This is a genomic window from Actinoplanes campanulatus (assembly GCF_014647795.1).
Lineage (GTDB): Bacteria > Actinomycetota > Actinomycetes > Mycobacteriales > Micromonosporaceae > Actinoplanes > Actinoplanes campanulatus.
Window position 1 is genome coordinate 44663 of sequence record NZ_BMPW01000025.1, and the last position, 12036, is coordinate 56698.

The window sequence follows — 12036 nt, forward strand, 5'->3', positions numbered from 1 at the left end:
GCCAGTTTGTGACGACGGCAGGTCAATCCTCTGCCGTCACCGCGCCGATCTTGTCGGGGTTGAGCATCCAGAGCAGCTGGTGTATGCCCTCGGCCGAGGCGGTGACCGTCAGCATGCCGCGCAGGGGCCGTGGGCCGCCGCGCCACAGCACGACGGCGGGCTGACCGTTTGCGGTCACCCACCGAATATCAAGGTCGTCCCAGAACCAGCCGGAGACCGCCACCATGAACTTGGCCACGCGCACGATACCGCCGATCGGCCTACGCGAGATGCGCACCGCACCGTTCCCGTCGGACACGGTGGTCACGTCGGGTGCGAAGAGGCGTTCCAGCGTGGTCATGTCGCCTGAGCGGGCGGCCCCGAGGAAGGCGGCCAGCAGTTCGCGGTGCTTCTCGGCGGTTGCCGGCGTGCGCCGTTCGGCCGCCATGTGCTTGCGCGCCCGGCTGACGAGCTGACGCACCGTCGGCTCACTCGCCTGCAGGATGTCGGCGATCCGCGGGTACGAGTAGTCGAAGGCCTCCCGCAGCACGTATGCGGCACGCTCGTTGGGTGACAGCTTCTCCATCAACAGCAGAGCCGCGAATTCCAGAGCCTCGCCGCGCTCGGCGCCCAGATACGGGTCGGCGCTGGTATCGACCGGCTCGGGCAACCACGGCCCGACATATGTTTCGCGCCGTACCCTCGCCGAAGCCAGCACGTTGATGGCCAATCGGGTCGTCGTCGTGGCCAGGAACGCGGCCGGACTGGCCACCGCGGTGCGATCACAGGCCTGCCAGCGCAGCCATACTTCCTGTACCAGGTCCTCGGCCTCTGTGACGCTACTGAGCATCCGGTAGGCGATCCCGAACAATCGTGGCCGGACGCCGGTGAAGACCGCCGCAGCCTCCTCGAGATCGCTTGTGTCCAACGGGCCGGCATCCACACTGGAATCCGGCATTCCTTGTCCCCGTTCGTCGCGATTCACCAAGAGCATCTTCTACCCGCGCACCGAGCATCACAAGATCGTCGACAGTGGCCTCGGTAACCGCGTCCGGGGATACGGCTGCGGCTCACGAACGGAGCCGTGGACATGTTCGCAGCATCCGAGTTCGAGTGTGGGCGGTGTTCCGGCGCCGGCTCCGGCCGGACGAGCGGCGACAGGGGCAGTCGGAGAGTTTGTGGTCGACGGCCGGGACCACCGGTGCCGGCCAGCGGAGCAGAGTGGCCGGCACGCATCACGACCGGGCTTGCCCCTGGGACAGATCACCGTGCCTATGCTGTCCGCCGTGCTCTCCTCGCTCCCCGGTCCGCAACGGCTCGGCCGTGTCCGTGACCTGCTCGATACCGGCGCCGATGACGTCCTGGCGCAGGAGTTGATTGCGCTCGGGGCGGCGAACGAGGACTCGTGGCGCTACGACGACGCCATGGTGCTGCGCCACCTGGAAGCCCTGCCGGCCCGCCGCCGGCACACCCTGATCCTCGCCATCGGCGATCGCGCGAACGAACCGGCGGCGGTCTGCGAACTGCTGCGGGTGATCGCCCGCGACCTCGATCCGGACGAGATGCCCTGGCCGGTCGCCCGGCACTTGATCGACGCGGCCAGCGCGCAAACGTCCGGTCTCGCCCGCGACCTCAACGTGCTGGCGGTGGTCGCCGAGCGGGAGACCGGCGCGGTGCCGCCGGGGCTGATCGCGGTAATGCGGCGTACCGTGCACTATCGCCACGACCCGACGCTGCTGCTGCCCTGGATCGCGAAGGCCGACGGCCTGCTCAACGTCGGTGAGCCGTGGGCGGAGACCGCCGATGCGGATCCCGAGGTGCGCCCGATGCTCGCTCACGCACTGCGGGTGACGGGGCCGCGCCCGCTAGTGCGGTGGAGCCGGGAGGCGCGCGAACTCGACCTGCCCGCCGGGTGGCGGCTACAGATCCACCGCTGGTTCTCGCTGGTGCCGCAGCCTCGCACGATCGGCTTCCGGCGGTTCGACTACATCGACGCCGATAATCTGATCGACGCGTACAACGCGACCGTGCTGCGCGGGCTGCTGTTCCTGCTCGCGGTCACCGGACCTGGCCCGGGAGACGCGGCGGCGGTCGGCGCGCTGGCCGAGTACGCCGCGACGAAGGTACGTGGCCAGGGTGCACGTGACATGGTCGTGGCTAACGCCGCGATCCTCACCCTGGAACTGATCGGTACGGGGGAAGCGCTCGACGAACTGGAGCGGCTCCGGGGTGCGCGGTTGCAGCCGGGGATGATCAGTCGCGTGGTCAAGGCCACTTCTCGCTGCCGGGCGACTCTCGGTCGCCTCTAGGTTCTGGCTCACGGGTCATGCCGGCCCTGCCGCCGCCACGGTCAGATCGCATCGTGATCCGGATCAGCGCGAAACGCGCCGGCCGCATCCATCTGCCCGCCCTCGACCAGGTTCAAAGCATGCGGCTGGTGCACGCTGGGCCCGCGAGTGCCTCGTCGTCACCGCGGCGTTCGGCGACGTCGGTGGCATCTCACGCCGGCAGGCCGGCGAGACCGAGCAGGCGGCGTCCGCACGGGTCTCTGCATCCGAGCGCCCACGCCTGATCTCGCGGCGTCTGATCGGTTCAGTCGTCGACGCGGAAGCCGAGTTTCACCAGCACCTGGTAGTGGGCCACTTCGCCGTCGATGACCTGACCGCGGATCTCCTTGGCCTCGAACCATTCGATGTTGCGGATCGTCTCCGCGGCTTTGGTGATCGCCGTGCGGATGGCGTCGTCGACACTGGTCGGGCTGCTGCCGACGACTTCGGTGAGCCGATACACGTGATGCGTCACGACGAAACCTCCTCGGATCGCGGCCGGCACGGGTGCCGAAGCCTTTGCATCAAGGGTGGGCGACGCGGCCGCCATCCGCTCGGGAACACCCAGAACGCGACACCGGGTACGGGCAGGCGCCAAATCGGCTGTGATTCGGAAGCAGGGTCCGAATTCCGGCAGACCACGCTGCGGGCATCACCGGCCGAGGACCGTCCGTGCGGCGTGCTGCGCCTGGATGAAGGCCTGCCGGCAGCTGGCCGCGTCGCGATACTCCGCTGGAGATTCGGCGATCATGCCTCCGTCGGCCGTGGTGAGCGTCCACCGGAAATGGCCGTTTGCGGTAGCGACGATGCGCAGTTCGCCTGCGCCGTCGCCCAACTGCCGCAGTGACCGCCGCGGGCCGGCGGCGAGTACGTCGGCGCTGGTGGCGGACCGGCTCACCAGGCGCCACCGGTCCGGCGCGGCGCCCGTGGAGGCGACGACGGTAATCAAGGCGCGGGCCGGGCGGGTGTACCGTCCGTCCGTTCGCAAGTGTGGCGGTCGGACAGGCCGACGGTGATGCCCGTGATCATCGGCGCCGGATGGTTGAAGTCCTGCACCGTGACCGCTTCGGCCCGGTCGTGCAGCGTCGAGGCCGTCGCCGTGTCATCGATTCGAGGCACGTGGTGTTCCGTGTTGTGATCCATCTGGTCCCTCCCTCACCGGGTCAGTACGCGCTTCCCCTTCTCGTACGCATGACCGGGCTGCGCTGCTTGCCCTGCCGTGGCAAGCCAGCCACCAGTCCTGTTCCGACATCTCTCCGGCGACATGCCCGAGAACAGTCAGCGCCGCGATGACCGCCGGGGCGGGTCAGCCCCTGCTCCACGATGTCGTGCCCGGCAGGCGTCAGTCTCACCTTCGCCACTCGGCGGTCGGTCGTCGACCGCGATCGCCGGATGAGGCCCTCGCGGGCCAGCCGGTCCAGCATCCTGGATCTGGGTCCGGCGGGAGAGCCGTCCACGAGAACCAGGGTGGTGACGGCGGCGTTGAATGAGGGCCATGGAACCGAGCGACACCGGACCGTCCCCAGACCGTTTCCGGCTCACGGTCAACGGTGATGTCTTCGACGTTGAGTACGACCCGACGCAGCCAGGCGCGTATCACTACACCCGACTGACCGGCCCGGCACCAGGCCATGGGTTCACCAGCCGACGATCCGACCACGCCAGAAGCACAATAGCCGAACACGTTGAGGAAATTCGGGGGTTCCTCGACCTGGTGGACCCCTCGACCGGTTACATCGAGGACGACCCAGAGGACGCCCCCGACCAGTGATTACGCCAGTGGTCCGCAACGGCCGAGTCGTTTCGCACATGCGGGGCGCGACGGCGGACACCACACCGATCGGGCCCTGCCGGTAACTGGAGTACAGGGCACGCGTACCCGCATCGAAAGCGCACGCCGCCACGGACCCGGCGGCGAGGCACCACCGTCAGATTTTCGCTGCCCGCGGCCGCACCGGCGCAGGCCGGACCTGCGTCATGCCTCGCTCTGTAGCTGTGCCAGCTTGTCCTTGAACAGGGTCGTGGCGATCGCCGCCCTGTGCGGCTGCCCGTGCAGGAACGAGGCGGCGAAATTCTTCGCCTGCTCGTTGCCGACCTTGCCCGGCATCGGCGGCTCGTTCGGGTCGACGGCCACGTCGAGCAGGCCGGACCCGGATGCGCCAGCGCCTCGGTAAGGGCCGCACGCGGGTCGCCGGGCTTGGTGATGCGCGCGCCGAGACCGCCGCACGCCTGCGCCCACGCCGCGTAGTCGGGTTGCGGCTCGCCGAACCGGACACCGTGCTCGGGGTAGCCGAGCACCATCTGCTCCCAGAGGATCTGGCCCAGCGAGTTGTTGTTGTTGATCACCACGGTGATCGGCAGCCGGTAACGGCAGGCGGTGGAGAATTCGGCCATCAGCATCGCGAACCCGCCGTCACCCTGCAGCGCGATCACCTGGCGGTCGGGGAACGCGTGCTGGATGCCGATCGCGTACGGCAGGCCCGGCGCCATCGTCGCCAGGTTGCCCGACAGGTTGAACTCGCGCGCGCCGCGGATGGTGAAGTGGCGGGCCGCCCAGGTGGCGATGGTGCCGGAGTCGCAGCAGAGCACCGCGTCGTCGGTGGCCAGTTCGTCGATACAGGCGGCCAGGTACTGCGGGCAGTTGCTGCGGGTTGACCACCAGCTGGTTGTAGACGGCCACGTCCGCGTACAGCTTGGTCAGGTCCACCTCCTGCTGATAGGCGGTGCCCAGCACGGATGTCTCCTGCATGCCGGTGATCGCCAGCACCGGCGCGTGGTCCAGGGCCGCGTCGTACAGGCCGTTGGCCAGGTGGATGCCACCCGGGCCCGACGTCGCCAGGCAGACCCCGATCCGCCCGGTGGCCTTGGCGTACGCGGTCGCCATGAACGCCGCCGCCTCCTCATGGTGCACCAGCACGAACCGCACCCGGTCGGCGTTGCGGCGCAGGCCCTCCATCAGCCCGTTGATGCCGTCGCCCGGCAGGCCGAAGACGGTGTCGACGCCCCAGTCGGCGAGCCGGGAGATCAGTACTTGCGAGGTAATCGTCTCCATCACCGCCGAGTAACCAAGCGCGTGACGAACAAACGTTGCACTCGGCAATCGACTTGCGCCGACAAGATCAGTAGCGCCGCCATCGGTACGCCAGCGGACCTGACGCATCACAGCCGCAGCGTCCCAGACACATGATCAACAGGTGGCTGTGTCCATGCTGGACCTGAACCCTCAGCGAGCCGACCACCAAATCGGTGGATCCCGCCTGACCACCGAAAGAGAGAGCCGCACGACATCCAAGAAAATCGACCAACGATCAGCGCCAACCGCATCGGTGGATCCGAGGTTAAGTGACCGAGTCGCATCGGCATGACGACATTTCATGGCGAGACCGATTCATCACAAGAATGCCGGCAGCCGCCGTGTCCACAGTGCGCGCGGCGCGTCATGGCATCCATGCCGCAGGTCCAGTATGCTGTGCCCGCGGCTCATTGGTTCAACTGCCCGGGAGGCGGACAGCCTTGGCGCCTGACATCGAACGACTACTCCTGGTCGACGAAGACGACCTGCTCGCGCAGATTGGCAGAGATATCGCCGGCGCCAGTGCGCGCAGCGAACCTCGTGCGCACCTCATCAAAATGGCGCGAGATTGGCTGTCGATAAATTCCGTCCAATTCCGCGACGCGATCTGCGCCAACCCTGCGGTGCGAGCGGCGATGAAGCTTTCTCCCGGCCGTGAGCGCCAGCTGGCTTCGGTCGTGGCGGTCAGCGACGTGCTGGCCTCAGTTCTCATCGGGATTCCGGTGGTGACGATCGCGGTGCTCCTGGTCCGGAACGGCATTGACGGCCTGTGCGCGGACAGGGCTTTGGATGCCTCAGAGTGAACGGCTCGCCGCGGAGTACGCGGTATTCGTCGGGCAATTCGGCTACCGTCCGGCAACGCTGGCAAACTCGGTCGACGACGTCCGCCGAAGAATCGAGATGCTAGCCCGATCGCCGGCCGAGCGACAAAAACGCGAATCCGAGCTGGACGAGTGGATCGCCACCACGGATCAAGATGCGCTTACCGGAGTCGAGGCCGAGGCGGATCCTTCCGGCTACGGCCATTTCCTGGACGATGTCCTCAATTCTCCCAGCATTCGGCGCACGACAACCGATTCGGTGTACTGCGGCGAATTCCCGACCGGTGAATTCAATGCCAGCGCGAGGCGCGCCCGGACCGGCAATCTCATACTCCTCAATCAGGGTTTGCGGCGACTCATCTACAACGCATGCCTGGCGGGAAGCCTGCACGTTCAGGATGCAAATCAGCCCCTGTCCTCTCTCGTCGCACGCAGGTCACCTGCGTGGGGCGAAATCGCGGCACAACTTATCGGTGTCCTGCTCAACTACTTCCAAGGGGACGCGTTCTTCTCTCCGCAGAGCTCCAACTACAGCCCGCAATGTCTAACCTTGGCCAGTGGCCTGTCGAGCTCCATTCGCACCTTCGTCATCGCGCATGAGGTCGCCCATGCGGAACTCGGTCACCTGGACCAAGGATCAGCCCACAACATGCGAACGCCGCTCGGCGACGTCGAGGTCATCGCCAAGTCGTACGATCAAGAGTTCGAGGCCGACCAACTTGCTCAGCAGGTTCTCATCGAGATTGCCCGCCGAGATCGGTCCGTCGGACCGATATGCGGTGGCGTCGGATTCATCATGCTCGACGCGATCGCAGAGCTGGCCAGGAGTCGGTTTTTCGGTCACCAGGCCGAACCTTCGACGACGCATCCACCCGCGCCGCAACGACTCTCCGCCGTCATGACCTATGTGGAGTCCCAAGGCGAAGCCGTGGAGTACGAGTGGTGTGTCACCGCACTGAAGTTCTTTGAGCAGCTTTATGAAGCCATTGACGCCACGCGGGTCTCGTTCACCGAGGACCGCATCGAGGTCTCCTTCGACGTCGGACCCGAGTAGGACGGCGGGCCACGGGCACGGCGAAGTCGGCCGGGCCGGCGTTCAATCAGCTTTCGTTGGTCTCCAGGTTCCGTCGGAACCCGGATCGGTGACATGGGAGGACATCGCCTGTCCGTCAGAGATTGGTGACGGGCGGGGAGGGCGCATGGTGAAGCCGGCACGGCTGGTGGCCGTCGGGGTTCTGGCGCTCAGCCTGCTCACCATTCCGACGATCATCAACCTGCTGACCGACCAGGCTCCGGAATGGCTGAAATCGCCGCTCCTGCTGCTGTCGATTCTGGTGGTGGCGTTCGCGGTGGTCGCGGCCGACGCGGTCCGGCAGGGCCGGCAGACCGGCGGCGGGCCGGTCGGCAAGGACGGGCTGTACGCGGAACGGCTGATCAGTGGCATCCGGCGCACGCTGGACGAGATGGACCGTGGCTCGATCGCCGCGGAGGCTGGAGTGCAGCTCGGGGAGTTGGCCCGGCTGCCGCTTCCGCTGAGGGCGGGGAACGACGGCATCACCGGCGCGGCGGACCTCATCCGGACCGTGGGCACGGAACGTGGCGGGTTCTCCGTGGTCGTCGTCGGTGAACCGGGATCGGGCAAGAGCACCCTGCTGCGCGACGTGGGCTGGCATCTGGTCGAGGAGGCCGACCGCCTACGGAGGAGCGGCGAGGAGGCCGTGGTGCCGGTGCCCGTCGACGCAGGCACCTGGCGAGGTGAGACCGAACTGGAGGTTCACCTGCGGGAGACGCTGCGAGCCCACGCGATTCCGCCCGGGGTCACCGACCGGTGGCTCGATGAGGGGACGCTCTACCTGTTGGTCGACAACCTCGGCTGGCTTCCGGCCACCCGACGGCGGAAGGTGATCGAGGAGCTGAACACCTTCCGGGACCGGTATCCGGCGATCGGCATGCTGGTCTGCGCCAACGAGGACGACCAGACGGACGCGTTGGGTCTGCGTACGGTCAATGTCGAACCGGTCAGCCGGGAGCAGGTGCTGCTGCATCTCGACCGGGCCGCGAGCACCCACCAGGAGCTGCGGGACGTGGCCGCCGGGTCGGGGGCGCTGGTCGAGGTCCTGCGCAATCGCCTGTTTCTCACCGCCGCGCTGCTGGCATTTCCGGATCGCGGCGGGAGCCGGGTGGTGCGGTCGGCTCACGAGGATCCACGGGAGGCGATCATTTGGGCGTACGTCGCATCGATGGTCGCGCGCGACCCCGGCCTCACCGAGCCGGAGTCGTTTCTCGGCCGCCTGAGCTGGATCGCGAAGCAGCTGGAACGGATGGGGACGTTCTACTTCCACGACTATCTGGTCTCGGGCTGGCTGCCGGGGAAGGGGCGCCGCCGGGTCGTCGGCATCCTGATCGGCGTGTTGCTCGGGCTGGTCCAGGCGGCGGCCACGGCTGTGATCCTGGTGCCGCGGCATCAGACTGTGGGTTTCGCGGTGGCGGCGGGCCTCTTCCTGCTCAGCGTCGGAGTGCGGCTGCCGGATTGGCCGGCCACGACCGAGCCGGTGCACACGTTCCGGCTGCGCGGGTCGTGGTCGGTGCGGGAGTTCCGGCGGGGTTTCCGCCGGCCGATCGGGTTCGTGACCATCGCCTGCACGTTGTTCGACCTGTACCACTTGTGGGGCCACGTTCCCGGATGGGCCGCCTATGATGCCGCGCAACGGCGCCAGGTCCTGGTGTTCGCGCTGGTCGCGGTGCTGGCGGTCAGCGGTCTCGGGTTCGTGCAGGGATGGACGCTGGAGGCGGTGGACACCCAGAAATGGGCGGCGTCGATGGAACCGCGGCCGTTCGGGCGCTACCTGATCCGGGTGCTGCGGTGGGCCGCGATCGGGGCGGTCGCCGTCGGAGCGGGCGCCGTGCTGGTCCTGGCCACGGCCTGGTTGATCATGCACTGGGGAGAACCGGTGAACCTGAGGCCGGCGGCCGGTGAGGGCCTGCTCGTCGCGGCGGTGGTATTCGTGGTCGTGCTGGTGACGCTGCTGGGCGTGCGTGTCGAGATCGCGGTGGTGGAGGCGCTGCTCCGGGATGACGGGCTCATCCCGGAGGACCTGCCGGGATTTCTGGGGCGGGCCGCCCGGCTCTCGCTGTTGCAGCGGACCGGCGGTGGCGAGTTCGCGTTCAGCCACCAGATTCTGCGGTACTACTTCGCAAGCCGGGAGGCTTGATCAGGACGGCCCGGCTCAGGCCACCTTCGCCGATCGGGCGAGCGTGGCACTGTTATCGCGAGCGGTGGCGGTCAGCCCAGTCGGCGATGGCGGGTTCGCTGGTGGCGTGGTCGAGACCGAGGACGACGGCTCCCTGCAGAGGGCCGTCGTCGCCGTGCACCGCGTCGACGATCGTGGCCGGATCAGCCCGGTGCAGCGACATCAGGCCATCACGGTAGGCGACCCCGAAGGCGGCGGCACGCCGCAACGGGATCGCCAGACCGCCGAGCGTGACGATGTCCGGGTCGTGCGCATTGACCAGGGCCGCGACGCCCGCGCCCAGAGAGGCCGCGACCGCGGCGACAGCTTCGCGGGCTGAGTCATCGGTACGGCCGAGCACAGCCAGGGCATGGCGGCGAGGGTCGCCCGGCTCGGGTTCGCCGAGGTGCCGGGCCAGTGCGCGGCCGTCGACCTCCAGGTCCCAGCAGCCGCGCGCGCCGCACGGGCAGGCGAGCGTACGGTCGCCGAACGGCAGATGGCCGTACTCGCCCGCGGCCCCGTGCCCACCGGTGACCGGGTGCCCGTCGACGGTCAGCGTGCCGCCGACGCCGACCTCGACGATCAGGTGCAGCGCCGTGCCCGCGGTGACGGCCGCGCCGGTCCGGGCCTCGGCGACGCCGGCCAGGGTCGCGTCGTTTCCCACCAGCAGGGGTACGCCGAGTCCAGCGGTGAGCACGGAGGTGTCGACCGGGCCCCACCCGAGAGTGGATGCCTGCGCCAGATGACCGGAGTGGATCGCCGCCGGGGCGGCGAGGCTGACAGCCCGTAGCCGGTGACCGTAACGCTCGTACGTCTGCTCGACGGTACGGCGGATCGCGTCCAACACGGCGGCGGGCGAGCGGCCATCGGGGCTGCCGGTGTCGTGACGGTGGATGTCGACGGTTCCGAGCGTGCCGTCGAGGGCGGCGACCGCGCAGTGCCATTCCTCGTGCCGCAGGTGGACGGCGAGGACCACCGGGCCTTCCGGGTGTGGCCGCAGGACGGTGGTGGGACGGCCCCGGCCGCTCAGCGGCGCCGGTTCCTCGGTCAGCAGATGCGCCGCTCGCAGCCGGGCGGTGACCTCGGTGGCCAGGCCGCGGGTGAGCCCGATCCGCTGGGCCATCGCGGCGCGGCTGATCCCGGGGTGCTGGCGCATCACGGCGAGCACCTGCGCGGCGGTGTGCCAGCGTGCCGTCGCGGCACTGCGTCGGGACACGGTTGGCATGGCGGGGCGGCCACCTTCCGTCTTATGCTCGGGATCCGAGCATAACTGGGGGTTGGACGATGAGACACGCCGACATCGACGCGATCCTGCTGGACATGGACGGCACACTGGTGGACTCCGACGCCGCCGTCGAACGGGACGCCGACGTCGGATTGCAGGCCGGGCGGGCCGCCGGGGCCACAACCGCCGCACTGAAAGGGCTCGACGGCGACGTACGCCTCGAGCACCTCGGACAACTGGCAACCCTGCTGGCCTCGTGAGCACCGGCCTGCGCGTCGGCACGGCGCAAGCCGCCCTCGGATTCCTGCTGACCGGCCTCGGCGCCTGCCTGGTCATCCTGGCCCGCGACCTGGCCATCCCGATCGAGCGGCTGACCTGGCTCTCCACCTCCTTCGGGATGGGCCTGATCGCGGTCGCGGCGACCGGACCGGTACTGCTGCGCGCCGGCCCTGATCTGCCGCTGCGGGCCGGCGCCCTCACCACCGCGACCGGCGCGACCGTTCTGGCACTGGCACCCGACCTGGCGGTGGCCACGATCGGCACCCTGCTCATCGGACTCGGCGGCGCCGGAATCGTACTGGCCACCCCGGCCCTGCTCACCGGCCCCGACGCCGTCCTGCGCCTGACCCGGGTCAGCGCCGCCGCCAGCACCGCCGCGGTCCTCTCCCCGGCCGCGATCGGCGCCCTCGACGCCGCCGGAGCCAGCGGACGCCTGGCGATGCTGATCGTCGTTCCGCCTCTGCTGCCGCTGATCGTCCCGGCCCGCGGCACCGTGCCCGCGGATCCGCCGGACCGAACACAGGACCGCCCCGCACTCGGATCCCTGACACGCCGCTGGACCCGCATCGTGCTCGCGGTCGCCGTCGAATTCTGCTTCACCATCTGGGCGGTGGCCCGGCTCCAGGACACCGGCGTGACGATGTCAACCGCCGCGATACTGGGCGTCGCGTTCCCCCTCGGCATGGCGATCGGGCGCCTGCTCGGGCCCACCGTCATGACGAGGATCCCGGTCGTCCCGGCCGGCGCCGCCGTGATCGCCCTGGGCGCGGCGGGCACCACCGCCGCAAGCGGTCCGGGCCTGGTCACGGCCGCACTGGCCGTCGCCGGCATCGGCGTCGCCGTCTTGTACCCGGTGACCCTGGCAGAACTGACCGGGACTCCAGGCCTACGACCGGCCCACGCCGCCCCACTCGGCGCCCTGGCCTCCGGCATCGCGATCATCACCGCACCCGCCGCCCTCGCAGCCCTGGCCGACATCGTCGAACTGCGCGCCGCCTTCCTCATCACCCTGCCACTGCTCGCCGCCTTGCTGATCCTGCGGCCCCGCAGCGTCCCCGTGAACAACCCCATCGACCCGGCGACAACCCATATCGCACGCTGA

Annotated in this window: 15 protein-coding genes and 1 pseudogene; 7 read left to right on the top strand and 9 right to left on the bottom strand. The window is 69.0% G+C overall.

Translation table 11 applies throughout. The features are described 5' to 3' along the window. Positions 1–22 precede the first annotated feature (22 nt). Positions 23–964 (bottom strand): sigma-70 family RNA polymerase sigma factor, encoded by a 942-nt coding sequence (locus tag IEZ13_RS37765; RefSeq protein WP_229795524.1) that lies wholly within the window; start codon positions 962–964, stop codon positions 23–25. Positions 965–1265: 301 nt separating this feature from the next. Between IEZ13_RS37765 and IEZ13_RS37770 the strand changes: the two genes are divergently transcribed. Continuing rightward, positions 1266–2288 (top strand): hypothetical protein, encoded by a 1023-nt coding sequence (locus IEZ13_RS37770; RefSeq protein ID WP_183226375.1) that lies wholly within the window; start codon positions 1266–1268, stop codon positions 2286–2288. Positions 2289–2571: 283 nt separating this feature from the next. On the opposite strand, the gene IEZ13_RS37775 is transcribed toward IEZ13_RS37770, so the two are convergent. The 4 genes from IEZ13_RS37775 to IEZ13_RS37790 form a co-directional block, all read right to left on the bottom strand. After that, the gene (locus tag IEZ13_RS37775; protein WP_221246232.1) at positions 2572–2856 is read right to left on the bottom strand and encodes a dodecin; all 285 of its coding nucleotides are present in this window, start codon (positions 2854–2856) and stop codon (positions 2572–2574) included. Between the two features lie 102 nt (positions 2857–2958). Beyond that, positions 2959–3204 carry a hypothetical protein gene (locus IEZ13_RS37780; protein ID WP_183226374.1) on the bottom strand — a complete coding sequence of 82 codons (246 nt, stop codon included), beginning with the start codon at positions 3202–3204 and terminating at the stop codon, positions 2959–2961. Between the two features lie 47 nt (positions 3205–3251). Next, the gene (locus tag IEZ13_RS37785) at positions 3252–3449 is read right to left on the bottom strand and encodes a hypothetical protein (RefSeq protein WP_183226373.1); all 198 of its coding nucleotides are present in this window, start codon (positions 3447–3449) and stop codon (positions 3252–3254) included. 20 nt (positions 3450–3469) lie between these two features. Beyond that, a complete protein-coding gene (locus tag IEZ13_RS37790; protein WP_183226372.1) occupies positions 3470–3730 on the bottom strand; it encodes a winged helix DNA-binding protein in 261 nt (86 codons plus the stop codon). A gap of 71 nt (positions 3731–3801) precedes the next feature. On the opposite strand from IEZ13_RS37790, the gene IEZ13_RS37795 reads away from it, so the two are divergent. Continuing rightward, positions 3802–4077, top strand: a complete 276-nt coding sequence (locus IEZ13_RS37795; protein ID WP_183226371.1) for a hypothetical protein — start codon at positions 3802–3804, stop codon at positions 4075–4077. A gap of 204 nt (positions 4078–4281) precedes the next feature. Here the strand turns inward: IEZ13_RS37795 and IEZ13_RS47070 are convergent, their stop codons facing one another. From IEZ13_RS47070 to IEZ13_RS47080, 3 genes and pseudogenes are all read right to left on the bottom strand, one after another. Further along, positions 4282–4440 (bottom strand): hypothetical protein, encoded by a 159-nt coding sequence (locus IEZ13_RS47070; protein ID WP_229795553.1) that lies wholly within the window; start codon positions 4438–4440, stop codon positions 4282–4284. A 68-nt stretch (positions 4441–4508) separates the two neighbouring features. Continuing rightward, positions 4509–4823 (bottom strand): annotated as a pseudogene (locus IEZ13_RS47075) (thiamine pyrophosphate-dependent enzyme); the annotation flags it as partial. Continuing rightward, positions 4720–5466 carry a thiamine pyrophosphate-binding protein gene (locus tag IEZ13_RS47080; RefSeq protein WP_306421554.1) on the bottom strand — a complete coding sequence of 249 codons (747 nt, stop codon included), beginning with the start codon at positions 5464–5466 and terminating at the stop codon, positions 4720–4722. The pseudogene IEZ13_RS47075 and the gene IEZ13_RS47080, both read right to left, overlap by 104 nt. A gap of 353 nt (positions 5467–5819) precedes the next feature. Here IEZ13_RS47080 and IEZ13_RS37805 point away from each other — a divergent pair, with 353 nt between their 5' ends. From IEZ13_RS37805 to IEZ13_RS37815, 3 genes are all read left to right on the top strand, one after another. After that, positions 5820–6182 carry a hypothetical protein gene (locus IEZ13_RS37805; RefSeq protein WP_183226370.1) on the top strand — a complete coding sequence of 121 codons (363 nt, stop codon included), beginning with the start codon at positions 5820–5822 and terminating at the stop codon, positions 6180–6182. After that, positions 6169–7254 (top strand): M48 family metalloprotease, encoded by a 1086-nt coding sequence (locus IEZ13_RS37810; protein WP_183226369.1) that lies wholly within the window; start codon positions 6169–6171, stop codon positions 7252–7254. Before IEZ13_RS37805 ends, IEZ13_RS37810 begins: the two co-directional genes overlap by 14 nt. 145 nt (positions 7255–7399) lie before the next feature. Beyond that, positions 7400–9412 carry a hypothetical protein gene (locus IEZ13_RS37815; RefSeq protein ID WP_183226368.1) on the top strand — a complete coding sequence of 671 codons (2013 nt, stop codon included), beginning with the start codon at positions 7400–7402 and terminating at the stop codon, positions 9410–9412. 52 nt (positions 9413–9464) lie between these two features. On the opposite strand, the gene IEZ13_RS37820 is transcribed toward IEZ13_RS37815, so the two are convergent. Next, a complete protein-coding gene (locus tag IEZ13_RS37820; protein WP_183226367.1) occupies positions 9465–10655 on the bottom strand; it encodes an ROK family transcriptional regulator in 1191 nt (396 codons plus the stop codon). Between the two features lie 59 nt (positions 10656–10714). On the opposite strand from IEZ13_RS37820, the gene IEZ13_RS47085 reads away from it, so the two are divergent. Beyond that, a complete protein-coding gene (locus IEZ13_RS47085) occupies positions 10715–10915 on the top strand; it encodes a hypothetical protein (RefSeq protein WP_229795526.1) in 201 nt (66 codons plus the stop codon). Next, positions 10912–12036, top strand: coding sequence for an MFS transporter (locus tag IEZ13_RS37830; protein ID WP_183226366.1), 1125 nt, complete (start codon positions 10912–10914; stop codon positions 12034–12036). Before IEZ13_RS47085 ends, IEZ13_RS37830 begins: the two co-directional genes overlap by 4 nt.

What these genes read in the sequence shown, in the direction of transcription:
- IEZ13_RS37775 (WP_221246232.1), bottom strand. Translation starts at nt 2,856, where the DNA reads ATGGCGGCCGCGTCGCCCACCCTTGATGCAAAGGCTTCGGCACCCGTG.
- IEZ13_RS37785 (WP_183226373.1), bottom strand. Translation starts at nt 3,449, where the DNA reads ATGGATCACAACACGGAACACCACGTGCCTCGAATCGATGACACGGCG.
- IEZ13_RS37790 (WP_183226372.1), bottom strand. Translation starts at nt 3,730, where the DNA reads ATGCTGGACCGGCTGGCCCGCGAGGGCCTCATCCGGCGATCGCGGTCG.
- IEZ13_RS37795 (WP_183226371.1), top strand. Translation starts at nt 3,802, where the DNA reads ATGGAACCGAGCGACACCGGACCGTCCCCAGACCGTTTCCGGCTCACG.
- IEZ13_RS47080 (WP_306421554.1), bottom strand. Translation starts at nt 5,466, where the DNA reads ATGCGTCAGGTCCGCTGGCGTACCGATGGCGGCGCTACTGATCTTGTC.
- IEZ13_RS37810 (WP_183226369.1), top strand. Translation starts at nt 6,169, where the DNA reads ATGCCTCAGAGTGAACGGCTCGCCGCGGAGTACGCGGTATTCGTCGGG.
- IEZ13_RS37815 (WP_183226368.1), top strand. Translation starts at nt 7,400, where the DNA reads ATGGTGAAGCCGGCACGGCTGGTGGCCGTCGGGGTTCTGGCGCTCAGC.
- IEZ13_RS37820 (WP_183226367.1), bottom strand. Translation starts at nt 10,655, where the DNA reads ATGCCAACCGTGTCCCGACGCAGTGCCGCGACGGCACGCTGGCACACC.
- IEZ13_RS47085 (WP_229795526.1), top strand. Translation starts at nt 10,715, where the DNA reads ATGAGACACGCCGACATCGACGCGATCCTGCTGGACATGGACGGCACA.